Raw genomic sequence first — 23,213 nt, forward strand, 5'->3', positions numbered from 1 at the left:
TGGGTCATGAAAAAACTTAGCTTAATTATTTTAATATCAATTACCTATTTTTTTTTCAGTTGTGGCAATGACGAAAAAAAACAGCCTAAAAAAGAAATTCAGTCTGTAAATAAACTGAAACCTGCTGCTGTAAAAATAAACCCCAAAATCTCATCAAAAAATATTACTGCTCCAAAAGAAATTGAGAGCAAAAAACGGATTGATAAAAGAAAAATTTTTGCAGTTAAAAATGATATCGAAATCAAAGCTCCGATTCAAAATACTGCGCCTAAAACTGCAAATCCTTCAAACGTAAAAAAAGAAGTTAACGACAAACTAATGAGTTTTGTTAATCTTCGAAAAATATTAGATAAATGCAAAATGGGTCAGACCATGACTCAAAAACAGCTTACAGAAAACTTTGAAATTCCAGAAGAAGCCGTTAAACTAGTAAAAAGCGTAACCAAAATAGCTGAAAACGAATTGGCCGTAAAATGGCAATCAACTTGGTTTGTTGAAAAAGTATCCGATGCCGAACTTGAAGATGGCAAAATGAAAGTAGTCTTTAAAGCCAACAAAATGTATACTTCTGGAAACGCGATAGGCATAAAATACAACAAAAAAATCTACAACAATTTAATTATAATTGGTCGTTCAGCCTACATTCCGAGTGTAAAAGGATATAGTTGGCACATTGGAAGATAATGAAAGAAAAGCTGTATCAAATTAAATTTGAAACGTCTTGCCTGAAAATCAGTAAATTATAAATTAATGTTAAAAAATTACGAAAAAACTTATTTTTACTATTAGTTTTTCTCAAAAAAGATTCTATTTTTGTTAATAACATTTAACAAATAAAATCCACCAAAAATGAAAAAACTAAGTATCCTTTTCGTGTCAGTATTGACATTAGGTTTAACAGCAGTATCTTGTAGTAGCGATGACGATAACAAGAACGCATCAATTGAAGGAAAATGGGAAGTTACTCACCAAGGAGTAATTATTAACGGTCAAGAAGTATTACAACCTTATGATAATGAAGGAGGTTGTGAAATTCCATCAATGACTTTTACTAGCGATGCAAAATTCGTAGACGTTACATCTGAATTTTGGGATTCAGAATGCAGTACTTATACTGAAGACGGTACTTGGAAAAAAGACGGAAACACTTTAACGCTAAAATATAGTGATGAAGAGGTTAAAGTTGACATCTTAGATTTAAACGGTAGTACATTAAAAATAAAATCTACATACACAGAAGAAGGCGTAACATTAAGTGCTGTTTCTGTATTTAAGAAAAAATAATTTACACTTTGAATTTATCCAAAAAACCTCAAGCTTACAGTTTGAGGTTTTTTTATACATTTGAAATAAAAAGATGGAACCAATAAGATGTGGCTGGTGTACTTCCAGTGATTTATACAAAAAATATCATGATGAAGAATGGGGCGTTCCTGTTTATGACGATCCTACTTTATTTGAATTTTTAATTCTAGAAACTTTTCAGGCTGGTTTGAGCTGGATTACAATTTTAAATAAAAGAGAAAACTTCAGAGCGGCTTTTGATTATTTCGATTATAAAAAAATAGCTAATTATTCTGAAGATAAAATCGAAGAATTAATGCAGAACACCGGAATTATTCGGAACAAACTAAAAATTAAGGCCGCGGTTTCTAATGCTCAGGCTTTTATGAAAGTACAGGGAGAATTTGGAACATTCTCTGATTATATTTGGAAATACACTAATGGAAAACCGATTGTAAACAATCTAAAAAATTCAAAAGATGCTCCAGCAACTACTCCTCTTTCAGATGAAATTAGTAAAGATTTAAAAAAAAGAGGATTCAAATTTGTAGGTTCAACCGTTATTTATGCTCACATGCAAGCTACCGGAATGGTTAATGATCATGTGGAAGATTGCTTTACGCGAAAGGGAAAATAGTCTCAGTTTTCAGTCACAGTTTTCAGTTTTTTTGAACCTGAAACTTGAAACCTGAAACTTTTAAACAAAAATTACATATATTTGCTTCACACTTTAGGGGTGTCTACAAACTTGTAGGCTGAGATTTTACCCTCTGAACCTGATCTAGTTCATACTAGCGTAGGGAAAAGTAAGATGACTTCTGCGCGCATTTTTATGCGTTCTTGTAGCCATTCCTAAGGTGTATCTATACACTAAACTCAAAAGGAATGGAACTAAAAATCAACCAACAAACTAAAAAATTCAATACTGAAACGCTAAGCGTTCAATCATTGCTCGATCTCGAAATTCCGCACAAACAAAACGGAATCGCCGTTGCTGTCAACAATACCGTTGTTCCAAAACTCAAATGGAACGAATTCTTCGTACAAGAAACCGACGATATTTTAATTATTTCCGCTACACAAGGAGGTTAATAAATTCCAAAAAAGAAATTCCAAATTCCAATTTTTCAATCTTTCTGTAGACGCACTGCAGTGCCTTACTACAGTTCACAGTTCACAGTTCACACTTTACATCTCACATTTTACAATATATAAGCTATGACAAACGAAGAACAAATATCCAGAACCCCTTTTCCAAATTCTAAGAAAGTATATATCGACGGAGAAATCCATCCGATAAAAGTAGCCATGCGCGAAATTGCTTTAAGCGACACCAAACTTTCAAATGGTAACATTGAGAAAAACCCGCCAGTAACGGTTTACGATACTTCGGGCGCTTACACAGATCCGAATATTGAAATTGATATTAGAAAAGGATTGCCACGCTTACGCGAAAGTTGGATTCTAAATCGAAATGATGTTGAAATTTTAGACGAAATCACCTCCGATTATGGCTTAAGCCGATTAAAAGATGAAAGTCTAAATCATCTTAGATTTGAATATTTACATCAGCCAAAACGTGCTAAGAAAGGTGCAAACGTAACACAACTGTATTACGCTAAACAAGGCATTATCACTCCAGAAATGGAATACATCGCGATTCGTGAAAACCAACGAATCGAACTTTTAAACGAACAGACTAAAGCAATGCAATGCCAACACGGAGGAAATAGCTTTGGTGCGAACACTCCAAAAAATAAAATCACTCCCGAATTTGTCCGCTCTGAAGTAGCTTGCGGAAGAGCTATTATCCCAAACAATATCAATCACCCAGAAAGCGAACCAATGATTGTTGGTCGTAATTTCTTGGTAAAAATAAATGCTAACATTGGAAACAGCGCTGTGACTTCAAGCATTGAAGAAGAAGTCGAAAAAGCCGTTTGGGCTTGCCGTTGGGGAGCTGACACGATTATGGATTTATCAACAGGAAAAAATATTCACGAAACTAGAGAATGGATTATTCGAAATTCTCCTGTTCCAATTGGGACTGTTCCAATTTATCAAGCTCTTGAAAAAGTAAAAGGAATTGCCGAAGATTTAACTTGGGAAATTTTCCGTGATACACTGATTGAACAGGCAGAACAAGGCGTTTCGTATTTTACCATTCACGCTGGGGTTTTACTTCGCTACATTCATTTAACCGCCAATCGCGTTACTGGAATTGTTTCCCGAGGTGGTTCTATCATGGCAAAATGGTGTTTATTTCATCATAAAGAAAACTTTTTATACACGCATTTTGAAGAAATCTGCGAAATCATGAAACAATACGACGTAGCTTTTTCTCTTGGCGATGGTTTGCGTCCGGGTTCGATTGCAGATGCGAATGACGCTGCACAATTTGCCGAATTAGAAACTTTAGGCGAATTGACCAAAATCGCTTGGAAACATGACGTTCAGGTTTTTATTGAAGGCCCAGGGCACGTACCGATGCACATGATTAAAGAAAATATGGATAAACAATTGGAACATTGTCATGAAGCTCCATTTTATACTTTAGGGCCTTTAACGACAGATATTGCACCAGGTTACGATCATATCACTTCGGCAATTGGCGCCGCTATGATTGGCTGGTACGGCTGCGCTATGTTGTGTTATGTTACGCCAAAAGAGCACTTAGGTTTACCGAATAAAAAAGACGTTAAAGATGGCGTAATCACCTATAAGATTTCTGCTCATGCTGCCGACTTGGCAAAAGGCCATCCAGGAGCGCAATATCGCGATAATGCGTTGAGTAAAGCAAGATTTGAATTCCGATGGGAAGATCAATTTAATTTGGCTTTAGATCCAGATACAGCAAGAGAATTTCATGATGAAACACTTCCTGCTGATGGCGCGAAAGTAGCGCATTTCTGTTCGATGTGTGGACCAAAATTCTGCTCTATGAAAATATCTCAAGAAATTAGAGATGTTGCTGCAGCGGAAAAAGGAATGCAGGAGAAATCAGAGGAGTTTATTGAGCAAGGGAAAGAGATTTACATATAACGAAAGTATTAAGATGGAAGAATTAAGTATTAAGATTTTAAACTAAAACTCTTAATACTTTCATCTTAATACTTAATACTATCAAAATATGATTGTGATTACAAATCCTTTTTTTGTTGAAAATGAAATTCAAATTCTTCATTCTTTATTGGAGGAAGGATTGTTTTTGCTTCATATTCGGAAACCTGATTTTTCTGAATTGGAAATGGCTCAGTTTATTCATCAGATCAAATTGGAATTTCACGATAATTTGGTTTTGCATAATCATCATCATTTAGCGAAAGATTTTGGTATCAACCGATTTCATTTCTCTGAAAAGGAAAGAATCAATTATAATCAATCTTATAAAAGTTGTAAGTCAACATCAACACATTCAATTGAAGATTTTAATTCTCTTCAAAATTTTGATTATGCGTTTTTAAGTCCAGTTTTCAAAAGTATTTCTAAAGAAAATTATTATCCTGAAAAAGATCTTTTTGAAGAAATAAAATCACGAAAAAACCAACAGACCAAAATGGTTGCTTTGGGTGGAATTGATTCAGAAAACATTCAACAAGTCTTAGAAAAAGGTTTTGATGATGTCGCGCTTTTAGGAGCAATTTGGAAAAATGAAAATCCATTAAAACAATTTAAATTATGTCAAAAGATCGCCCTTATGCACTCACAATCGCAGGTTTAGATCCTTCTGGAGGAGCTGGAATTTTGGCTGATATCAAAACATTTGAACAGCACAAAGTGAATGGTTTTGCTATTTCGACAGCAAATACCATTCAGACTGAAAATCAGTTTTATGAAATTCAGTGGACTGATTTGAGTTTTGTAATTCGCTCGATCGAAACTCTATTATTAAATTATAAAATCAGCGTTGTGAAAATTGGAATTGTGTCTTCTTTACATGATTTAAACCAAATTGTTTCGACCATAAAACTGCTTTCTCCTTTAACCAAAATTGTTTGGGATCCTGTTTTGAAATCGACTACAAAATTTGAATTTACGAATATTGAAGATCATTTAGATTTAAATAAAATACTGTCAAAAATCGATTTGATTACGCCGAATTATCATGAAGCTAAAATTCTATTTCCTGATTTTATTTCTAATGAAAATAGGTTTTCAACGAACATTTTATTAAAAGGTGGACATAACGAAAAGGCACTAGGAACAGATCGTCTGTTTCTAAAAGATGAAATATTAGAGTTACTTCCATCGGATAAAAACTGCTTTGAAAAACATGGTTCAGGCTGCGTACTTTCTTCTGCCATTGCTTCGAATTTAGCTTTAAATCAGACACTAAAAGAAGCCTGTAAAAACGCTAAAATCTATATCGAAAATTACTTGAGTTCAACATCAACTTTAATCGGATATCATTATGTATAGCAAACTTCAATATATCTCGCAGGGCGAAACTATCGAAAAACAATTGTATAATATTCATCAGGCACTTGACGCAGGATGCAATTGGTTACAAATGCGTTTTAAAAACCAAACACAAAAAGATGCTTTCACTTTAGCGGAAGCGGTAAAACCTTTATGCGAAAAATATACAGCCAATTTTATTGTGAACGACGATTTACATCTTACTAAAGAAATTGACGCAGACGGTATTCATTTAGGTTTAACCGATACCAAAATCGACGAGGCAAGAACATTTTTAGGACCTTCAAAAGTAATTGGAGGCACTGCAAACACTTTTGAAGACATCGAAAATCATGTTAAAAATGGCTGTGATTATATTGGTTTAGGGCCTTTTAGATTTACGAATACAAAAGAAAAACTGAGTCCGATTTTAGGATTATCGGGCTATTTTGATATTCTTCAAAAACTAAAAAAAAATAAAATCGAAATTCCTGTTTATGCTATTGGAGGCATCACATTAAGAGATGTGAATCCGTTAATGGAGACTGGAATTCATGGAATTGCCGTTTCTGGAATCATTACCGAAAGTGATGAGAAAGAAAAATTAATTCAACAACTAAACGAAAAATTATATGCAAACATCATTGTTTAATATAGGAGACAAAACCTTTAAATCCCGCTTGTTTCTTGGAACGGGAAAATTTGGTTCGAATGAAGAAATGGAGCAAGCGATTTTAGCTTCAGAAAGCGAATTGGTTACGGTTGCCTTAAAACGTATCGATCTGGAAACCGATACTGATGCCATTTTATCACATTTAAAACATCCAAATATCAATTTATTACCGAATACATCTGGAGCAAGAAATGCCAAAGAAGCTGTTTTTGCAGCACAATTAGCTCGTGAAGCTTTAGAAACAAACTGGGTAAAACTAGAAATTCATCCCGATCCAAAATATTTAATGCCAGATCCAATTGAAACTTTAAAAGCAACTGAGGAATTGGCAAAATTGGGCTTTATTGTGCTCCCGTACATTCACGCAGACCCTGTTTTGTGCAAATATTTGGAAAGTGCTGGAACATCGGCTGTAATGCCTTTGGGTTCGCCAATTGGAAGCAATAAAGGTCTAAAAACAATCGATTTTTTAGAAATTATTATCGAACAAAGTACCGTTCCAGTAATTGTTGATGCGGGAATCGGAGCGCCTTCTGATGCCGCAAAAGCAATGGAAATTGGTGCGGATGCTGTTTTGGTAAACACTGCTATTGCCGTTGCTGGAAATCCGAAATTAATGGCTGAAGCTTTTAAGGAAGCGGTAATTGCAGGTAGAAAAGCCTTTGAAGCTAAAATTGCAAACCAGCAAAATTATGCCTCGGCTTCTAGTCCTTTGACTTCGTTTCTTTATGAGTAATTTTTGGTTTCACGCAGATTTCTGCAGATTACAGCAGATTTAATTTGATTTTTTTTATCGCTCAAATCTGTATAAAACCAACATTTTAAAAAGAAGGAAAATTCTTTAATTTTGTTTTTTAATAAAATTTAAAGAATTATGACTGAGAATGAAATTTCGTATCTGATAAGAGGAGCAATCTTTAAAGTATATAACAATTTAGGGCCAGGTTTGTTTGAATCTGTTTATGAAAGTGCTTTGTTTTATGAATTAGAAAAGCTGGATTTAAAGATTCAAAAACAAGTTGAAGTTATAATTCCATATGAAGAAATAACGTTAGATCCAGCTTTTAGAATTGATATTTTAGTAGAAGACAAAGTAATTATAGAATTAAAATCTGTAGAGGATTTAGCCCCTATTCATTACAAACAAGTAGCAACATACTTAAGATTAACAAATAAAAAATTAGGCTTGTTAGTAAATTTCAATACGACAAACATTCTTAATGACATTAAAAGAATTGCAAATAAAATCTAATCAATCACACAGATCAAAATTTAAATCATTTTAATCAGCTTAAATCTGTAAAATCTGCGTGAAACCAAAACAAAATGAAAACATTCAAATCTATTTTTGAGAAATATAATTGGGATGAAATCCAATCCAAAATATATAAAACCACATCAAATGATGTCGAACGGACTTTGGCCAAAACCAAATACAATCTCGACGATTTTTTGATTCTGATCTCTCCTATTGCACAAAATTATTTAGAACCAATGGCACAAAAATGCCATGAAATCACAAAAAAGCGTTTTGGGAAAACGATCCAAATGTATGCGCCGCTTTATTTGAGCAACGAATGCCAAAACATTTGCACGTATTGCGGATTTAGTTTAGACAATAAAATCAAAAGAAAAACACTTTCTGATTCTGAAATAAAACTTGAAGTCGAAGCTTTAAAAAACGCTGGTTTCGATCATGTTTTATTGGTTACCGGCGAAGCGAATTATACGGTAAACATTAATTATTTTCTAAATGCAATTGATTTAATTAGAAAAGATTTTTCGATTATTTCTGTTGAAGTTCAGCCACTTTCTACAGAAGATTACCAGCGTTTGCATGAAGCTGGCGTTTATTCTGTTTTGGTTTATCAGGAAACATATCATCAGGAAGTTTACAAAAAGTATCATACAAAAGGAAAGAAATCAAACTTCGATTATCGATTGGAAACTCCAGATCGAATTGGAACCGCTGGAATTCATAAAATTGGTTTAGGTGTTTTATTAGGTTTGGAAGATTGGCGAACCGATAGCTTTTTCAATGCTTTACATTTAGATTATTTGCAGAAAAAATATTGGCAGACTAAATATTCGGTTTCTTTTCCACGTCTCCGCCCTGCTGAAGGCATTATCGAACCCAATTTTATTATGGACGATAAAGATTTAACGCAATTAATCTGCGCTTATCGTTTGTGGAATGAAGATTTAGAAATTTCGATTTCAACAAGAGAAAATGAAAAATTCAGAAACAATATTATTCCGATTGGTGTTACGAGTATGAGCGCAGGTTCTAAAACAAATCCAGGTGGTTATGTTGTCGATCCGCAATCTTTGGAACAATTCGAAATCAGCGATGAACGTTCTCCAGAAGAAATTTCAAAAATTATAAAAAATGCAGGCTACGAACCTGTTTGGAAAGACTGGGATAAAGCTTATAGTTGAAATGTTTCAAGTTTAAAGTTTAAAGATTTTACATTTCACAATTCACAATTTACAATTCACAATTAAAAAAATGAGCATTATTCAAGAATTCCTTCGTTACAACAGACAAACTATTCTTCCTGAAATTGGCGATGAAGGTCAGGAAAAATTAAAAAAAGCTAGAGTTTTAGTAATTGGCGCAGGAGGTTTAGGCTGTCCTATTTTGCAATATATTGCGACTGCTGGAGTTGGTTTTATCGGAATTATGGATTTTGATACTATCGAAATTCACAATCTTCACAGACAGATTTTATATACTGAAAATGAAATTGGTCAGCAAAAAGCTATTGTGGCAAAAGAGGTGATTTCCAAATTAAATCCGTTGATTGAAGCTGTTGCGATTAATGAAAAATTAACGCCCGAAAATGCATCAAAAATCATTCAGCAGTATGATATTGTTGTGGATGGTTCTGATAATTTTTCGACTCGTTATTTGGTGAATGATACTTGCGTTGAGCTTAAAAAACCTTTGATTTATGGAAGTATTTTAAAGTTCGAAGGACAAATTGCAGTTTTCAATCATAACGGAAGTAAAAATCTTCGCGATTTATTTCCAGAAATGCCAGATCCAAAAGATGTTCCTAATTGTAATTTGAACGGAGTTCTAGGAACTTTACCTGGAATTATCGGAAATATGATGGCACATGAAACATTAAAATTGATTTTGGAATTACCAACTTTAAACAATGAATTGATACTTTTCAATACTTTAAACTGGAATTTTACGAAACTGAATTTCTAAAAAACAACCTCATCTCCCACACTAATAATTCCAGAATTCAAACTCACGATATTAGTCCCAAATAAAACTGAATTATCTACATTTCTGTATTTGCTCAAAGTTTTTAGAGGTTCTTTTTTTACAATTCCTTTCTGCGGATCATTATTTACCATAATACATCTTCCGCAGGGTTTTATGTTTTTAAATTGAACTTTTCCAATTGTAAAAGTCTTAAAATTATCTTCCTCGTGTGCATTTTTGGTACTTACAACAATGTTTGGGCGGAATCTTTTAATGGTGATTTTTTCTTCTAATTTTTCATTTAAAAAATCAAGACTTTCTGTTCCAATTAACAAATAAGGATAACCGTCGGCAAGGCTAACATTGAAAGTTTCTTTTAATCGTGAACTTTCATGCTTACGGTCGCCATTTTTTATAATTTTTACCAGTCTGCAATCAAACCCTAATTTATCGCTAAACCATTTTGAAGAGTTTTTATTTACTTCGAAAACTTCGCTTTTATCATCCCAAACATGAGATTCTATTGCATTTTCTAAATGTTCATTAATAGAAAATTCATGTGTTTCTCCTTCAAAAGTAATTTTAATTTTATCTCCAGAAATTTCAGGATAAAACTGACTCATTATTGGATGTTCTCTTTGTGTAACATGAACGTTTTCGGCATTAATCAGCATCCATCTTCGGTCATTTTCAAAACCCATTTCTTCAGCATTGGCACTTTTTAAACTAATGCCCGCTAAACTTTTTATCGGATAAATATAAATCTCTTTTACACTGTAGACTACACTCATTTTTATTTACTTTTTAAAATGGACATAAATTCTTCGCGATCAATTTCACGACAGCCTAAACTTTCTAAATGCGGATTATAAACCTGACAATCAAGCAATTTATAATTTTCTTTCTTCAAATATAAGGCTAAAGCTATAAATGCTGTTTTTGAAGCATTTGAAACTTTAGAAAACATACTTTCTCCACAAAAAACATCACCTAAATCAATTCCATACAAACCGCCAACCAAAACATCATCCTGCCAAACCTCAACTGATTTCGCAAATCCTTCTTCGTTTAGTTTGCAGTACGATTCAATCATTTCGTCAGAAATCCAAGTTCCGTTTTGGCCTTCACGTTTTATCTGCTGGCAATTTGAAATTACTTCTCTGAAATTCTTGTTATAAGTAACTTTAAAGATTTTCTTATTGAGAATCTTTTTCATGCTTTTGGATATCACCAATTCATCAAAAAACAAAACCATTCTCGGATCTGGCGCCCACCAAAGAATAGGTTCTCCTTCGTTAAACCAAGGAAAAATACCGCTTTTATAAGCCAGCTGTAAGCGTTCTGGACTTAAATCTCCTCCAAGTGCCAAAACTCCTTCTTCATCTGCTTCTGTAACGGGCGGAAAAAATAAATCGTTGAATAAATAATACATTCTTAAAAATAATCAATTTTTAAATTCCAATAATAAAATTCCAAATTCCAAACTTCTACAATCTTGTCATTTCGACCGAAGGGAGAAATCACACTAGAAACTCCGCTCATAATATCGCCAATCTTTGTCGAATCCCGTGTGTGATTTCTCCCTTCGGTCGAAATGACATAAAATGAGAATAAACTAAAATTCCAAATCCCAAAACATAGTTATGAATCGGAATTTGGAATTTATAATTTTAGAATTTGAACTTTTTTAGAACGGTAAATCGTCTGGTTCGTCTTCGTTTACATTTGTTGCTGGAGCAAAAGTTTCCGCTGTTGGCATTGGTGGTGCTTGTGTAGAACCTTCTGCAGCTAATCTTTCGATTCTCCAACCTTGAATACTATTGAAATATCTAGTTTCTCCTTGCGGATTAACCCATTCTCTTCCTCTTAAATTGATAGAAACTTTTACTGCATCTCCTTGTTTATAGCTACTCAATAAATCGCATTTATCTTGTGTAAATTCGATTAAAATATGTTGTGGATACTGCTCCTCAGTAGTAACAACTAACTCTCTTTTTTTGAATGAGGCACTAACTTGCTGCTCTGGGTTAACCACTTTTACTTTTCCTGTAACTTCCATCTTCGTCTATATTAATTATTGTTTCTATTTCTTTTATTTCTTAGCTAAAAGCACTTTCCATGCCGATTCTACATCGCCATTATCCAGATATTTTTTGGCTTCTAAATGTACTTTTTTCTGATCATCTGAGCTTAAAACTCCTTTGACTGCGAAATTTTCTTTCACAAATATAGTAACTTCTTCAATTGTAGGCAAGGCTTCTACATTTCCTAATTTGCCTAAATCATTTCCGTCAAAAACATCGCTTTCTTTTACAAAATTAGGTATTGCATCTACTCCTACTCCTAGTGTTGTTAAGGGTTTTGCCACTTCAAAAAGTCCTTGATTTGATCTTGAATACCAGTTATTTCCAAGTCTTGAAACCAAATCAATTTTATGCTGGTCGATCGCTCCGTTTTCATCTAAAATAGATTCGTCAATATGAATTTTCACCACTTCACACAAAATCAAATTTCCTGCTCCTCCTTCTTCTCCTAACGGAATAATCTGCGTAATCTTACATTCAAATTGAACTGGAGATTCTTTTACACGATATGGTTTTACTAAATCTGACGGAATTTGAGTTAATCCTGCTTTGATAAATTCGTTTACACCATCTCCATATTCTGTGCTTGCCAGTGAAGTCTGCTGAACTAAATCATAATTTACAACATTAATTACTACTTCTCTAGTTGCTTCAGCATTTATTAAAGTATGTTTGATTGTATTATCGCGAACACGTCTTGATGGCGAAAAAACCAAAATAGGCGGATTTGCACTAAATACATTAAAGAAACTAAACGGAGATAAATTCGGAATCCCTTTTTCGCTTATTGTGCTTGCAAATGCAATAGGTCTCGGACCAATTGAACTCTGCAAATAGCCTTGCAATTTAGCCGTCGGAATCTCTTTTGGATTAATGCTGATCATACTTTTTTATTTAAACAAAATCTCGCTTTTGCAGTTACAAAAGTATTGAAATCGTTTAATTAGAAGAAATAGTTTTGTAGATAAAACGAAAAATCTTTCCGCATTCGCAAAATATAAAATGTGTATATTTCGTTATCTTTATACCACAAAATAATTGATATGTCTTTTTCTGAAAGAACAAATACAACCCGCTGGATTATTATTTCGGTTTGCTTTATAATAATTTCGCTAATCCTTTGGAACACTTATACTTTCTTCCAAATATTTAAAAATGAGGAACGTTTAAAAATGAATCTTTTTGTAAACGCCCAAATTACACTAGTTAATGCAAACGAAAATACCGATGTAGAACTACCTCTTCAGATTTTCAGTAACAATACTTCAATTCCTGGAATTATAATGCTTTATGATAAAGTAGTGAGCGCTGTAAATGTTCCTGACGAAGTTCTTAATGACAAGAAAAAAAGAATCGATTTTTTAAACAAATTAAAAAGTGAAAACGAACCCATTACTTTTGAATATGCCCCTGGGAAATATCAAACCTTATATTATGGCAATTCAGCGTTATTAAATAAGCTCAAATATTACCCGATTGCTTTACTTCTCATTATCTTTTTATGTATTGCTTTAATATATAACTTCTACAAAAGCACTAAAATGGCAACCCAAAATAAGCTTTGGGCAGGAATGGCAAAAGAAACAGCACATCAAATAGGAACGCCTTTGTCTTCTTTAATTGGCTGGGTTGAGATACTTAAAACAGAAAATATTGATCAATCTATTAGTACTGAAATCGAAAAAGACATAGAACGTCTGCAAACTATTACGGATCGTTTTTCTAAAATTGGTTCAATTCCTGTTTTAGAACTTCATGATATTGTTGAAGAAACAAAAGTCGCATACGAATACTTGCAATCACGATTTTCTAAACAAGTTGCTTTTTCTTTTAAAGCTCCAAACAAACCTATTTTAGGCATGATCAATCCTATTTTACATAGTTGGACTATCGAAAATTTGGTCAAAAATGCGATTGATGCCATGAAAGGAAAAGGAACTTTAGATCTTAAGATTGAACAAGATAGTCATAACGTAAAGATAAATGTGAAAGATTCAGGAACAGGAATTTCTAAAAAACAATTTAAAACTATTTTTGAACCTGGATTTACGACTAAAAAACGCGGTTGGGGACTTGGACTTTCTTTAACCAAAAGAATTGTTGAAGAATACCACAATGGAAAAATTAAAGTTTTACATTCTGAAATTGGAAAAGGAACTACTTTTCAAATTTCATTAAATAAAAAAGTGCAGTAATCAATTTTACTGCACTTTAGTTATCTGTTTTGTCAGACTGAGCGGAGTCGAAGTCTTTACAAATTCGATTGAATATCTTTTGCTAAAGCTTCAAACTCTTCTTTTGAAAGCGAAACTTTATCGATAAAACGCATTTCGTCCATGTGGTTTAACGGAATCAAATGCACGTGTGCGTGAGGCACTTCAAGTCCAACAACTGCAATTCCGATTCTTTTGCATGGAACTGTTTTTTCTAAAGCTGCCGCTACTTTTTTAGAAAACTTCATTAAGCCTAAATACAGTTCTTCATCCATATCAAAAATCTTATCGATTTCTTGTTTCGGAATACAAAGTGTGTGTCCTTTTGCATTTGGATTTACATCTAAAAATGCCAAATAGTTTTCGTCTTCAGCAATTTTATAAGCTGGAATTTCTCCGTTTACTATTTTAGTGAATATTGTGCTCATTGTTTATTCGTTTATTTGGTTAATCGTTTAACCGATTAAACGATTAAACGGTTAAACTAAAATTTAGTCTCTTGAAATTTCAAGAATTTCGAATTTTAAAACTCCGTTTGGAACTGTAATTTCAGCTACTTCTCCAACAGATTTTCCTAGTAAACCTTTTCCAATAGGAGAAGTTACAGAGATTTTTCCTGTTTTCAAATCTGCTTCGCTTTCAGCAACAAGCGTATATTTCATCTCCATTCCGTTACTTTGGTTTTTGATTTTTACATTCGATAAAACCAAAACTTTAGAAACATCTAATTGAGATTCGTCTATTAATCTTGCATTTGCGTATACTTCTTCTAGTTTAGAAATTCTCATTTCTAATAAACCTTGTGCTTCTTTTGCCGCATCATATTCCGCATTTTCAGACAAATCACCTTTATCTCTCGCGTCTGCAATATCTTGAGATGCTTTTGGACGCATTACACTTTTAAGGTGCTCCAACTCATCTTTTAACTTTTTTAGTCCTTCTGCTGTATAATAAGATACTTTACTCATAACTTCATCGTTTATATAAATACAAAAAATCCCATCGCGACGGGATTTTCTTACCACAAATATACTATAATTTTTAATAGTACATAATTATATGTTAATCATATAGATTTCAAATCTAAATAATTATTTTTGTTTTAACTAATTCCTATTAAAATAATGAAAAAAATCTGGTTCTTTATAGCATTTACCGCTGTTTTGTTCTCTTGCAGTGAAAACAACAGAAGCAATAATAATCCTTATATTCCTAATTATCCCGTAAACGCATATCTTGATGCCAATTTGCCAACATATAACAAATTGTTGTATCCAAGTAATCCTGTTTATGTTGCCAATTATGGAGCAAAAGGAATTATAGTAATGAAAACTGGTGAAGGAACTTTTACTGCCTTTGATGCAGCTTGTCCAAATCAAGCGCTTACATCTTGTACGGCCATGACAATCGACGGAATTTACGCTGTTTGTCCTTGCGATAAAACTCAATACAATTTGTTTACAGGACTTGGAGGAAAAGAATATCCGATGAAACAATATCGAGTTGAAGCTTCTGGAACTGTGGTTCACGTTTATAATTAAATAAAAAAAGCCTGAAAGAAATTTTCAGGCTTTTTTTATGAATACAACTTAATTAGAATTTCAAATTCAAACCAACTAAGAAATTTGTCCCAGCTTGCGGGTAATAGTAAGGATAAATATCCCACATATATCCATTTGAAACATATTTTTTGTCGAAGATATTATTAACCATTCCAGTTATGGTAATCGATTTAAAAATTGAATTTGGTTTTATTTCGTACGAAGCATTAAAATCGTTTACAAAATAATCTGCCAATTTTGCTGATGGTAGTTCGATATTGTTCATGAATTGTTCCCCAACGTATTTTTGCAATAATGAAAGATACAATCCTTCAATTGGCTTAAATACAATAACGTTTCCTGCAATAACTTCTGGAGAATAAGCAATTTTAGTTGTTCCGTAATATTCTCCATCAACAGCTAAATCAACATTTTTGTTGCTGCTTAAAGTAAAGTTTGGTCTTAAAGTGAATTTATCTGAAAGTGCAATTGTTGCATCAACTTCTAAACCTAAACGGTAGCTTTTCTCCGTATTTGCACGAATCGGATTTCCAACATCATCCAATCTTCCAGTTAAAATCAATTGGTCTTTGTATGCCATGTAATACACATTAGAATTCAACTGAAATTTCTCAGAATTGAATCTCCATCCTAATTCAAAATCATTCAATTTTTCTGGTTTTACATTTCCTCCTTCATAATCAGTTCTGTTAGGTTCACGATTTGCTCGTGCGTAAGAAAAGTACAAAGTGCTTTTTTGATTGATTTCGTAATTCAAACCTGCTTTCGGATTAAAGAAATTGAAATTATCATCAACTAAACCAGTTTCTGCACTATTAGCTTTATATTTTACATTTCTGTATTGCAAATCACCATATAAGCTTAACTTTTCTGTTAATTGATAATTTGCTTTCGCGAAAATGTTCCCATCTGTTTTTGTAGAAAAATCATCGTAATAATGATCGCCAAGTTCAGATTGAGAAGCATATCTTGCCCAGATTACTTTTCCGAAATGATCGCCTTCATATTTATTCCAGCCTCCGCCCAAAATAACATTTAGCTTTTCTGTGACATATTTAGCAGAGAAAGTAGTTCCGTAAAAATCATTATCTAACCATTTTTGACGTACTAAATCTGTTGTTGTTACACTTCCAACTGGATCCAGATTATATTCAGCCATATCTGCATCTTCCTTGTAATTTTCATAATAACCTTTTCCTTTTGTATAATGAAGTGCAAAGTTTGTGCTCCATTTATCAGAAATAGATTCGCTCCAATGCAGTTGATAATGATCTTGCTTGTAATTATCGGTTTCATTATCATAAAAACGAACGTTTCCTGCTTCATCTGTATACATACCTGCTGAATTGAAAGTACGATTTGTGTTTAAAGTTTCACCATCAATTCCGTTCCAAGATTGATACGTTTTTTCGGTTCCGCCAAAAACTAAAGCTTTAATCAAAGTTGTTTTACCAACATAAGTTCCCTGCAAGAAATATGATTTTAAATCTGAACTTGCACGATCAATATATCCTTGTGATTTTATGGCAGATAAACGTCCCGCAATTTCGAAATGATCATTCAACAAGCCTGTGCTGAATTTTACCGTATTTTTTATAGTATTGAATGATCCCGCAGAGCTTGAAATTTCGCCAGTTGCTTTATTAGCATAACTGTCAGTTAGCATATTTAAGCTCGCGCCAAACGCACCTGCACCATTTGTAGATGTTCCAACTCCTCGTTGCAACTGAAGACTTTCTACAGAAGAAGCAAAATCGGGCATATTAACCCAAAACGTTCCCTGACTTTCCGCATCGTTGTACGGAATTCCATTTATCGTTACGTTTACACGCGTAGCATCGCTTCCACGTACTCTAATTCCAGTGTAACCAACACCATTACCGGCATCTGAAGTTGTTACAACCGAAGGAAGATAGTTCATCAGAACAGGAATATCCTGACCTAAATTTCTATACTTAATTTCTTTCTTATCCATATTACTAAAACTCACAGGAGTCTTAGAAGTAACACGAACGGCAGAAACCAAAACCTCATCTAGAGAATTTACTTTTGTAGAATCTTGCTGTTGTGCAAAAGAGAAAAGAGAAAAAAGAAAAGAAAATGTAGAAAAAACAAATTTGGTTCTGTTTGTAAAAACCTCTGAACCTTTGTACCTCTGTGCCTTAGCACCTAAAAAAAAAGTTTTCATTCGTAAAAAATTACGAATAAAAGGGGGAATTATTCTTTTGTTAAATTAATAAATGTGTTTCACGACAAAATAAAGTGTGCACGCTCGATAGTGTCGTTTTTTCCCTTAGCAACATTACTCGCTCAGGTTCTTTGGGTATGATCTCAGCTCGTTATTTAGAGCACCCCTTTGAGACAATGCAAATATAAAAAAGTATTAAGATAAATGTATTAAGTATTAAGATTTTTCATTTTTGGATTTCTTAATACTTAATTCTACAGTCTTAACACTAAAAATCAGGTTTTCTTCTTGATTGTTTCAAGTCCGAAATGTTCTTTTTATCTTTAATTTTTTTCTTAATTACAGATTTTGGAACTTTTGTTGCTTTTCTAACTTTCGGAACATACAATCCTTTTTTGATGATTTCTAAAAATCGTTTAGTAACAATTTCCTTGTTCTTAAGCTGACTTCTATCTTCATCACAATTCAATATCAAAATATTTTCAGAAGTCAATCTTGCCGATATGTTTTCTTTTAAAAGCAATTTTTCTTCATCAGATAAAGCTTGAGAAGCATTCAAATCAAAATTCAGAACTACTTTTGACGAAACTTTATTTACGTTTTGTCCGCCCGAACCACTGCTGCGGACGGCTTTAAAGTTTAATTCTGATATGATTTTTTCTGAATCCATTTTATTATTGTGGCTGATGTGCTGCTTTTAGCAAATCGTTTACTGTTTTTACAGGATTAAAAGTAATCAAAGGCACAGCAACAAAAACCGTTAACCAATTTGCCATTGAACCATTCCATAAACCTGGTAATTCATAATTTTTAACCGCTTTTCCATCAACACTTTTCTCTACAATAAAACCTGTATTTTGATCTACAAATTGAAGTAAATTAAATTTTTCGTTTTTGTAGTTTTTTATACCGCAAACCAAATCTACCGGATTAAAATGTGTTGATTCGGCTAAAATAGTCTGTTGTTTTTTATTAGTTAAATCCACTTGAGAAGTTTCAACAATTTGAAGAGAGATTATGCCTTTATCATTCATTACCCAAAACGGACCGCCGCCAGGCTCGCCTTCATTTTTCACCATTCCGCAAACACGGATTGGTCTATTTAAAATCTCTTTGATCTTATATATCTTATTTTCAAAAGTAAATTTATTGAAATCATTACTCATCTCAATGTTCAACTTTTCTTTTAAAAATAAAACAACTTCTTCTACATGATTTTCTTGAATTTCATTCTGATCGATTGCTTTCAAATAAGAGAAAACTTTTTGCTGCATTTCTACCAAAACACCTGCCAAAGCTTTTTTATACAATGTAGTTTTCTCAATATGATTCTGAATTACATTATCAATATTTTTTATAAAAATTACATCGGCATCAAGATTATTTAAATTTTCAATTAAAGCTCCATGTCCTCCTGGTCTAAAGATTAAATTATCATTTTTATCTTTTACCAATTTGTTGTTCTCATCAATAGTAATAGAATCAGTGCTTTTACTTTGATAAGAATATCCAATATTAATTTTTACTCCAGATGGTTCTTCAATTTTTTCTATAACCTCATCAACTCCTTTATAAAATAAGTTTTGGTGAATTTCTGATACGGTAAAATGCAAATTAGAAACCTTTTCTGAAGTAGCATAATGAATACATTCATTTAAATGTTCTTCAATTGGATTTGCAATATGCGTTTTGTATTTATGAAAGGGCAAAACAGCCTTAGGCTTATTTGCCGAATTATAATAATCTGGCGACAGCAATAATTTTATAAAATAATAATTTTTATAATCTCTATCTAAAGACTCAAAATCAGAATAAATTTCTCTTAATTTTTTATCAACTGCTTCGAAAAAAGGAAACTTCTCCATACCAACGATAAAAATAGAAAGCTCTTTATCATTTTTTCTATTGATATACGCATTTATTGTTTCTCTTTTAATATCAAAATCATTCAAAAAAGCTGTTAAGAATTTGTACATTCTTGTCGCAGCACCAGAAGCTGGAACAAACTTTTTGATCTTTAATTTTTCTTTTTGATTATCAAAGAAAGAAGCTTTTTCTAGGAAATCAGCTTCAGATAAACTTAAAATTCCATTTCCAATTGTTGCAGGACTTACAAGATTACTCTTTGCTATTCCGTTATCAAAAATTTCAAGCTGTTTTAAAATATTTTCAAAAGGAATTCCTCTCTCATAGATTTGAATAAAATCGGAAGATGAAAAACCTTTTTCTTTCGCAATAGTCAAATTATTAACAATCGTAATTGCTTTTTCTAAACGTGTTTCTTTGTCTCCTGACAATGTTATGAAAGGCTTTTTTGTATCGATTAAAGTTTGTTTGAAAACAGAAAACACAGTTTCTCTTCCGTTTGGAGTATCGCGAATATCATCTTTCTCCCACGGAACATCAATATCTGTTAAAAAAACCAAATCATATTCGTGATTCAATGCTGCTTCATTTAAAAGCGGATCACAAAAACCATAATATATTTCAGAAAATACTTTGGTTACCATTAGATTAGTATCGCAAAAGAGGTATTTTTTTGCCTTTTTTAATCTTTCATTTTCTAATGCCGTTTGACCGTAAGCAATAGGCATCATATCATCAGCTACACAAATATGCTTATTTTCCTCCCATTTTTCTTGCAGATAATCACGCGCAAATTCAGGAACCCATTCGGTTTCATAGTAATCTGCAAGCTGTTTTGCTAAGGTTGTTTTCCCTGTACTTTCAGGTCCAAACAAAGCAATTTTTATGATGGTTGTTTTTTGCTGTCTAAGATCTTTCTCCATTCTAAATAAGCTGAAATAGCCAAAATTGTAAAAATTATATATTGAAGTGACAACATCCCTAAACCACGATAAGCGTAGAGCGGCACAACAATAATATCACCAATAATCCAAAGTGTCCAGTTTTCTATTTTTTTTCTGGCCATGTACCACATTCCTGCAAAAAATATTCCAGACGAAATCATGTCAACATAATTGTCGTGATGAATTTCGTAACCAAAATATTTATAAATGCCGAAAACTACAAAAACCGTCACAATAAACAGTAAGATTCCGATTATTTTTTCATTAAAAGTTGTACGAGTTATTGGCAGATTGTCTTCAGTCGTTCCTCCTTTTGCCCAAACATACCAACCATAAATACTCATAATTGAAAAATAGGCATTGATAATCATGTCTCCCATATAACCGGCTACATAAAGCAAATAAACCGATATTGCCGTAGCAATTAATCCTGTTGGGTAAACCCAAATATTTTCTTTTTTAGCAAACCATACACTTAAAATTCCACAAACAAAGACTAAAAACTCCAAAGCAATATGCCATAATGGGGCGTTCTTATAACTTTCTAGAAAAAAATCTATCATGGAAATTGTTTTTGGTTAATGGCATTTATGATTCAAAAAAATGACTGTTGTTTTCAAAAGCTGTTCCAATAACAACCAAATCTGCACCAGCATTATAGGCTTTTTGAATTCCCTGCAAATCTACAATTCCTCCACCAACAATAATAGGAATTTCAATATTTTGCGCAATTAACTCAATCATCTCTGTCGGAACAGGTTGTTTTGCTCCGCTTCCCGCTTCTAAATAAATCAATTGATTTCCTAACATTTCTCCTGCAAGAGCAGTTGCTAAAACCAAATCAAGATTTTCACGGCTTAATGGTTTTGTTTTGCTAACACGAGCAACAGCAGTTTCGTTACCGCTTTCTATTAAAATATATCCTGTAGAAATTACTTCAAGATTGGTTTTCTTAAGAATCGGAGCTGCTTGGACTTGATACTCGATCAAATAATCTGGATTTCTTCCTGATAATAAAGAAAGAAACAAAATACCATCTGCTTTTGGTGAAATCTGCGAAGGATCTCCTGGAAACAAAATAACAGGTAAACTTGTTTTTTGTTTTAACTCCAATATTAATTCTTCTAAAATATTGTTTTGAACAATACTTCCTCCAACAAAAATATGAGTAGCAGGCGACTGAGTAATTTTTTCGATTAAATTACCTAAATTTTCCAATACAATTTTATCTGGATCCAAAAGTACTGCCAGTAGTTTCTGATCGTTACTTTTAGCCTCTAAAATTTGTTGTCGAATAGTGAGTATTTGTTCTTGCATCGTGGGTGTAAAAGTAAAAGTTTTTTAATGGAGAAGAACTATTTTGAATGAATTATATTTGTCTAATGTCTTTTGATAACGCAAATAATACATTATGATTACAATTGAATTACTACAGAAATACGGCGTAACCAAAAAATCTTTTGATCGAAACGATATTGTTTTTGAAGAAGGCAATCTTCCTTTAAACTATTATCAGATTATTTCTGGTGAAGTCAAAATGAGTAATTATAATGATGATGGACGCGAATTTATTCAAGGCATTTTTTATAACGGACAATCTTTTGGCGAACCTCCCCTATTTTTAAATCAAAAATATCCTGCGAATGCCATTGCTGTTGAAAATGCTGAAATCTTCATTCTTCCAAAAGAAAACTTCATGAAATTATTGGAAGAAAATCCAAAAGTGAGTATTCAAATAATCGAAAATCTAGCGCAAAGATTGTATTATAAATCAGTTATGGCTGCCGAAATTTCGACACACGAACCTGAACATCGCGTTTTAAAACTAATCGATCACGGAATTGCTTATTTTAATTTTCAAAAAGACAAAAACGGTTATCTTATTAATTTCACAAGACAACAAATTGGAGATTTGACTGGTTTACGAGTAGAAACAGTCATTAGAGCGATAAAAGCGCTGGAAAAAAAAGGTGAATTGAAGATTATTAATCGAAAAGTATACAGATAAAAAAGTTCTCGTTTTATGATTTTAATCATAAAATGCAGTTGTATTGCAGGCGTATCTTTGTCATATAAAAATCTGAATATCATGACACTATACCAAACAACATTCGACATTTTCAATAGAAATTATATGGGTTCTGCTGCAATGGCAGTAATTGGACAAAGCTGTTTAGGAGGCGCTGCTGCTATGTATGTTTTAGCTAACGGAACTTCTATTCCTCAAATGATTCAACTGGCAATTATAGTTTTGGCTTGTGTTTTCGCAAACACTTCTATATTAGCACAAATGAAACACAAAGTAGTTTTCAATCTTATTATGCTAAGCGCAACTTTAAGTTTGTTTTTTATACTTTTAAATAGTTTGATTCTATGAAAAAACAAATAGAAAATAGAACTGATGTTTCCTTTTTGGTCCATCAGTTTTATGCTAAAATAAGAGCCGATCGAGAAATCGGCTTTTATTTTAATGAAATGATAACCGACTGGGATTTGCACCTCGAAAAACTAACTGATTTTTGGGAGACAAATCTATTTGGCGTTCGCAAATATAAAGGCAATCCGCATACTGTACACAATGAAGTTGACGCACATTTTGATGAAAAAATCACCGCAAACGAATTTGGAATCTGGCTCAATCATTGGTTTCAAACTATTGATGAGCATTTTGAAGGAGAAAACGCCGAAACACTAAAAAGACGTGCCCGTAAAATGAGCACTTTTTTATTTATGAGTATGTTTCAGCACAGACAAAAAGAAAGTGAAGTTTAAACTGAAAGC

28 protein-coding genes and 1 riboswitch are annotated in these 23,213 nt (G+C 32.8%); of the genes, 17 read left to right on the forward strand and 11 right to left on the reverse strand.

Going from position 1 to position 23,213, the window contains the following annotated elements; genetic code table 11:
- The first annotated feature begins 6 nt into the window (after positions 1–6).
- The 12 genes from V6624_RS06785 to V6624_RS06840 all read left to right on the forward strand — a co-directional run bounded on the left by V6624_RS06785 (position 7) and on the right by V6624_RS06840 (position 9,575).
- Positions 7–684, forward strand: a complete 678-nt coding sequence (locus tag V6624_RS06785; protein ID WP_338841354.1) for a hypothetical protein — start codon at positions 7–9, stop codon at positions 682–684.
- A gap of 165 nt (positions 685–849) precedes the next feature.
- The gene (locus V6624_RS06790) at positions 850–1,284 is read left to right on the forward strand and encodes a lipocalin family protein (RefSeq protein ID WP_111288037.1); all 435 of its coding nucleotides are present in this window, start codon (positions 850–852) and stop codon (positions 1,282–1,284) included.
- 73 nt (positions 1,285–1,357) lie between these two features.
- Complete coding sequence (locus V6624_RS06795; protein WP_338841355.1) at positions 1,358–1,921, forward strand: DNA-3-methyladenine glycosylase I; 564 nt, start codon at positions 1,358–1,360, stop codon at positions 1,919–1,921.
- A gap of 85 nt (positions 1,922–2,006) precedes the next feature.
- Positions 2,007–2,104, forward strand: a riboswitch (TPP riboswitch).
- A gap of 65 nt (positions 2,105–2,169) precedes the next feature.
- On the forward strand, positions 2,170–2,376 hold the full coding sequence (gene thiS / locus V6624_RS06800) for a sulfur carrier protein ThiS (protein ID WP_338841356.1): 207 nt from the start codon (positions 2,170–2,172) through the stop codon (positions 2,374–2,376).
- A gap of 126 nt (positions 2,377–2,502) precedes the next feature.
- Positions 2,503–4,326 (forward strand): phosphomethylpyrimidine synthase ThiC, encoded by a 1,824-nt coding sequence (gene thiC, locus V6624_RS06805; protein ID WP_338841357.1) that lies wholly within the window; start codon positions 2,503–2,505, stop codon positions 4,324–4,326.
- Positions 4,327–4,414: 88 nt separating this feature from the next.
- The gene (locus V6624_RS06810) at positions 4,415–5,005 is read left to right on the forward strand and encodes a thiamine phosphate synthase (protein WP_338841358.1); all 591 of its coding nucleotides are present in this window, start codon (positions 4,415–4,417) and stop codon (positions 5,003–5,005) included.
- Complete coding sequence (locus tag V6624_RS06815; RefSeq protein WP_338841359.1) at positions 4,963–5,703, forward strand: hydroxymethylpyrimidine/phosphomethylpyrimidine kinase; 741 nt, start codon at positions 4,963–4,965, stop codon at positions 5,701–5,703. Before V6624_RS06810 ends, V6624_RS06815 begins: the two co-directional genes overlap by 43 nt.
- A complete protein-coding gene (locus tag V6624_RS06820; protein ID WP_338841360.1) occupies positions 5,696–6,334 on the forward strand; it encodes a thiamine phosphate synthase in 639 nt (212 codons plus the stop codon). Before V6624_RS06815 ends, V6624_RS06820 begins: the two co-directional genes overlap by 8 nt.
- Complete coding sequence (locus V6624_RS06825) at positions 6,315–7,091, forward strand: thiazole synthase (RefSeq protein WP_338841361.1); 777 nt, start codon at positions 6,315–6,317, stop codon at positions 7,089–7,091. The genes V6624_RS06820 and V6624_RS06825 overlap by 20 nt, the downstream gene beginning before the upstream one ends.
- Positions 7,092–7,229: 138 nt before the next feature.
- On the forward strand, positions 7,230–7,607 hold the full coding sequence (locus tag V6624_RS06830) for a GxxExxY protein (protein ID WP_095927967.1): 378 nt from the start codon (positions 7,230–7,232) through the stop codon (positions 7,605–7,607).
- 74 nt (positions 7,608–7,681) lie between these two features.
- Positions 7,682–8,794, forward strand: coding sequence for a 2-iminoacetate synthase ThiH (thiH, locus tag V6624_RS06835; RefSeq protein ID WP_338841362.1), 1,113 nt, complete (start codon positions 7,682–7,684; stop codon positions 8,792–8,794).
- Positions 8,795–8,864: 70 nt separating this feature from the next.
- Positions 8,865–9,575, forward strand: coding sequence for a HesA/MoeB/ThiF family protein (locus V6624_RS06840; RefSeq protein WP_338841363.1), 711 nt, complete (start codon positions 8,865–8,867; stop codon positions 9,573–9,575).
- Here the strand turns inward: V6624_RS06840 and V6624_RS06845 are convergent.
- From V6624_RS06845 to V6624_RS06860, 4 genes are all read right to left on the reverse strand, one after another.
- The gene (locus V6624_RS06845; protein WP_338841364.1) at positions 9,572–10,366 is read right to left on the reverse strand and encodes an MOSC domain-containing protein; all 795 of its coding nucleotides are present in this window, start codon (positions 10,364–10,366) and stop codon (positions 9,572–9,574) included. The two genes, V6624_RS06840 and V6624_RS06845, sit on opposite strands and share 4 nt — an antisense overlap.
- Positions 10,367–10,368: 2 nt before the next feature.
- Positions 10,369–11,007, reverse strand: a complete 639-nt coding sequence (gene aat / locus V6624_RS06850; RefSeq protein ID WP_111288059.1) for a leucyl/phenylalanyl-tRNA--protein transferase — start codon at positions 11,005–11,007, stop codon at positions 10,369–10,371.
- 255 nt (positions 11,008–11,262) lie between these two features.
- Positions 11,263–11,634 (reverse strand): DUF3127 domain-containing protein, encoded by a 372-nt coding sequence (locus V6624_RS06855; protein ID WP_111288061.1) that lies wholly within the window; start codon positions 11,632–11,634, stop codon positions 11,263–11,265.
- 33 nt (positions 11,635–11,667) lie between these two features.
- Positions 11,668–12,543: a flavin reductase family protein gene (locus V6624_RS06860; protein WP_111288063.1), complete on the reverse strand. Its 876-nt coding sequence runs from the start codon at positions 12,541–12,543 to the stop codon at positions 11,668–11,670.
- Between the two features lie 159 nt (positions 12,544–12,702).
- On the opposite strand from V6624_RS06860, the gene V6624_RS06865 reads away from it, so the two are divergent.
- Positions 12,703–13,854, forward strand: a complete 1,152-nt coding sequence (locus tag V6624_RS06865; RefSeq protein ID WP_338841365.1) for a HAMP domain-containing sensor histidine kinase — start codon at positions 12,703–12,705, stop codon at positions 13,852–13,854.
- A gap of 56 nt (positions 13,855–13,910) precedes the next feature.
- On the opposite strand, the gene V6624_RS06870 is transcribed toward V6624_RS06865, so the two are convergent.
- Complete coding sequence (locus V6624_RS06870; protein WP_198854543.1) at positions 13,911–14,300, reverse strand: HIT family protein; 390 nt, start codon at positions 14,298–14,300, stop codon at positions 13,911–13,913.
- Positions 14,301–14,363: 63 nt separating this feature from the next.
- A complete protein-coding gene (gene greA / locus V6624_RS06875; RefSeq protein WP_111288069.1) occupies positions 14,364–14,840 on the reverse strand; it encodes a transcription elongation factor GreA in 477 nt (158 codons plus the stop codon).
- A gap of 156 nt (positions 14,841–14,996) precedes the next feature.
- On the opposite strand from greA, the gene V6624_RS06880 reads away from it, so the two are divergent.
- Complete coding sequence (locus V6624_RS06880) at positions 14,997–15,413, forward strand: Rieske (2Fe-2S) protein (protein WP_111288071.1); 417 nt, start codon at positions 14,997–14,999, stop codon at positions 15,411–15,413.
- A 52-nt stretch (positions 15,414–15,465) separates the two neighbouring features.
- On the opposite strand, the gene V6624_RS06885 is transcribed toward V6624_RS06880, so the two are convergent.
- The 5 genes from V6624_RS06885 to V6624_RS06905 form a co-directional block, all read right to left on the reverse strand.
- Complete coding sequence (locus V6624_RS06885) at positions 15,466–17,622, reverse strand: TonB-dependent receptor (protein ID WP_338841366.1); 2,157 nt, start codon at positions 17,620–17,622, stop codon at positions 15,466–15,468.
- Between the two features lie 268 nt (positions 17,623–17,890).
- Positions 17,891–18,292, reverse strand: coding sequence for an alternative ribosome rescue aminoacyl-tRNA hydrolase ArfB (gene arfB / locus V6624_RS06890; protein WP_338841367.1), 402 nt, complete (start codon positions 18,290–18,292; stop codon positions 17,891–17,893).
- A 4-nt stretch (positions 18,293–18,296) separates the two neighbouring features.
- A complete protein-coding gene (locus tag V6624_RS06895; RefSeq protein WP_338841368.1) occupies positions 18,297–20,411 on the reverse strand; it encodes a DUF4301 family protein in 2,115 nt (704 codons plus the stop codon).
- Complete coding sequence (pnuC, locus tag V6624_RS06900) at positions 20,372–20,995, reverse strand: nicotinamide riboside transporter PnuC (RefSeq protein ID WP_263524203.1); 624 nt, start codon at positions 20,993–20,995, stop codon at positions 20,372–20,374. Before pnuC ends, V6624_RS06895 begins: the two co-directional genes overlap by 40 nt.
- 25 nt (positions 20,996–21,020) lie before the next feature.
- Complete coding sequence (locus tag V6624_RS06905) at positions 21,021–21,749, reverse strand: geranylgeranylglyceryl/heptaprenylglyceryl phosphate synthase (RefSeq protein WP_338841369.1); 729 nt, start codon at positions 21,747–21,749, stop codon at positions 21,021–21,023.
- A gap of 94 nt (positions 21,750–21,843) precedes the next feature.
- On the opposite strand from V6624_RS06905, the gene V6624_RS06910 reads away from it, so the two are divergent.
- From V6624_RS06910 to V6624_RS06920, 3 genes are all read left to right on the forward strand, one after another.
- Positions 21,844–22,440, forward strand: coding sequence for a Crp/Fnr family transcriptional regulator (locus V6624_RS06910; RefSeq protein WP_111288083.1), 597 nt, complete (start codon positions 21,844–21,846; stop codon positions 22,438–22,440).
- A gap of 81 nt (positions 22,441–22,521) precedes the next feature.
- Positions 22,522–22,809, forward strand: a complete 288-nt coding sequence (locus V6624_RS06915; RefSeq protein WP_263524200.1) for a hypothetical protein — start codon at positions 22,522–22,524, stop codon at positions 22,807–22,809.
- Complete coding sequence (locus V6624_RS06920; protein WP_338841370.1) at positions 22,806–23,204, forward strand: group III truncated hemoglobin; 399 nt, start codon at positions 22,806–22,808, stop codon at positions 23,202–23,204. Before V6624_RS06915 ends, V6624_RS06920 begins: the two co-directional genes overlap by 4 nt.
- Positions 23,205–23,213: the final 9 nt, after the last annotated feature.

The sequence above is a fragment of the Flavobacterium ginsenosidimutans genome (genome assembly GCF_037478105.1).
Taxonomy (GTDB): Bacteria; Bacteroidota; Bacteroidia; order Flavobacteriales; family Flavobacteriaceae; genus Flavobacterium; species Flavobacterium ginsenosidimutans.

Excerpts from the sequence above, each read along its gene's own strand:
- V6624_RS06785 (WP_338841354.1), top strand. The coding sequence starts at position 7 with ATGAAAAAACTTAGCTTAATTATTTTAATATCAATTACCTATTTTTTT.
- V6624_RS06790 (WP_111288037.1), top strand. The coding sequence starts at position 850 with ATGAAAAAACTAAGTATCCTTTTCGTGTCAGTATTGACATTAGGTTTA.
- V6624_RS06795 (WP_338841355.1), top strand. The coding sequence starts at position 1,358 with ATGGAACCAATAAGATGTGGCTGGTGTACTTCCAGTGATTTATACAAA.
- thiS (WP_338841356.1), top strand. The coding sequence starts at position 2,170 with ATGGAACTAAAAATCAACCAACAAACTAAAAAATTCAATACTGAAACG.
- thiC (WP_338841357.1), top strand. The coding sequence starts at position 2,503 with ATGACAAACGAAGAACAAATATCCAGAACCCCTTTTCCAAATTCTAAG.
- V6624_RS06810 (WP_338841358.1), top strand. The coding sequence starts at position 4,415 with ATGATTGTGATTACAAATCCTTTTTTTGTTGAAAATGAAATTCAAATT.
- V6624_RS06815 (WP_338841359.1), top strand. The coding sequence starts at position 4,963 with ATGTCAAAAGATCGCCCTTATGCACTCACAATCGCAGGTTTAGATCCT.
- V6624_RS06820 (WP_338841360.1), top strand. The coding sequence starts at position 5,696 with ATGTATAGCAAACTTCAATATATCTCGCAGGGCGAAACTATCGAAAAA.
- V6624_RS06825 (WP_338841361.1), top strand. The coding sequence starts at position 6,315 with ATGCAAACATCATTGTTTAATATAGGAGACAAAACCTTTAAATCCCGC.
- V6624_RS06830 (WP_095927967.1), top strand. The coding sequence starts at position 7,230 with ATGACTGAGAATGAAATTTCGTATCTGATAAGAGGAGCAATCTTTAAA.
- thiH (WP_338841362.1), top strand. The coding sequence starts at position 7,682 with ATGAAAACATTCAAATCTATTTTTGAGAAATATAATTGGGATGAAATC.
- V6624_RS06840 (WP_338841363.1), top strand. The coding sequence starts at position 8,865 with ATGAGCATTATTCAAGAATTCCTTCGTTACAACAGACAAACTATTCTT.
- V6624_RS06845 (WP_338841364.1), bottom strand. The coding sequence starts at position 10,366 with ATGAGTGTAGTCTACAGTGTAAAAGAGATTTATATTTATCCGATAAAA.
- aat (WP_111288059.1), bottom strand. The coding sequence starts at position 11,007 with ATGTATTATTTATTCAACGATTTATTTTTTCCGCCCGTTACAGAAGCA.
- V6624_RS06855 (WP_111288061.1), bottom strand. The coding sequence starts at position 11,634 with ATGGAAGTTACAGGAAAAGTAAAAGTGGTTAACCCAGAGCAGCAAGTT.
- V6624_RS06860 (WP_111288063.1), bottom strand. The coding sequence starts at position 12,543 with ATGATCAGCATTAATCCAAAAGAGATTCCGACGGCTAAATTGCAAGGC.
- V6624_RS06865 (WP_338841365.1), top strand. The coding sequence starts at position 12,703 with ATGTCTTTTTCTGAAAGAACAAATACAACCCGCTGGATTATTATTTCG.
- V6624_RS06870 (WP_198854543.1), bottom strand. The coding sequence starts at position 14,300 with ATGAGCACAATATTCACTAAAATAGTAAACGGAGAAATTCCAGCTTAT.
- greA (WP_111288069.1), bottom strand. The coding sequence starts at position 14,840 with ATGAGTAAAGTATCTTATTATACAGCAGAAGGACTAAAAAAGTTAAAA.
- V6624_RS06880 (WP_111288071.1), top strand. The coding sequence starts at position 14,997 with ATGAAAAAAATCTGGTTCTTTATAGCATTTACCGCTGTTTTGTTCTCT.
- V6624_RS06885 (WP_338841366.1), bottom strand. The coding sequence starts at position 17,622 with ATGAAAACTTTTTTTTTAGGTGCTAAGGCACAGAGGTACAAAGGTTCA.
- arfB (WP_338841367.1), bottom strand. The coding sequence starts at position 18,292 with ATGGATTCAGAAAAAATCATATCAGAATTAAACTTTAAAGCCGTCCGC.
- V6624_RS06895 (WP_338841368.1), bottom strand. The coding sequence starts at position 20,411 with ATGGAGAAAGATCTTAGACAGCAAAAAACAACCATCATAAAAATTGCT.
- pnuC (WP_263524203.1), bottom strand. The coding sequence starts at position 20,995 with ATGATAGATTTTTTTCTAGAAAGTTATAAGAACGCCCCATTATGGCAT.
- V6624_RS06905 (WP_338841369.1), bottom strand. The coding sequence starts at position 21,749 with ATGCAAGAACAAATACTCACTATTCGACAACAAATTTTAGAGGCTAAA.
- V6624_RS06910 (WP_111288083.1), top strand. The coding sequence starts at position 21,844 with ATGATTACAATTGAATTACTACAGAAATACGGCGTAACCAAAAAATCT.
- V6624_RS06915 (WP_263524200.1), top strand. The coding sequence starts at position 22,522 with ATGACACTATACCAAACAACATTCGACATTTTCAATAGAAATTATATG.
- V6624_RS06920 (WP_338841370.1), top strand. The coding sequence starts at position 22,806 with ATGAAAAAACAAATAGAAAATAGAACTGATGTTTCCTTTTTGGTCCAT.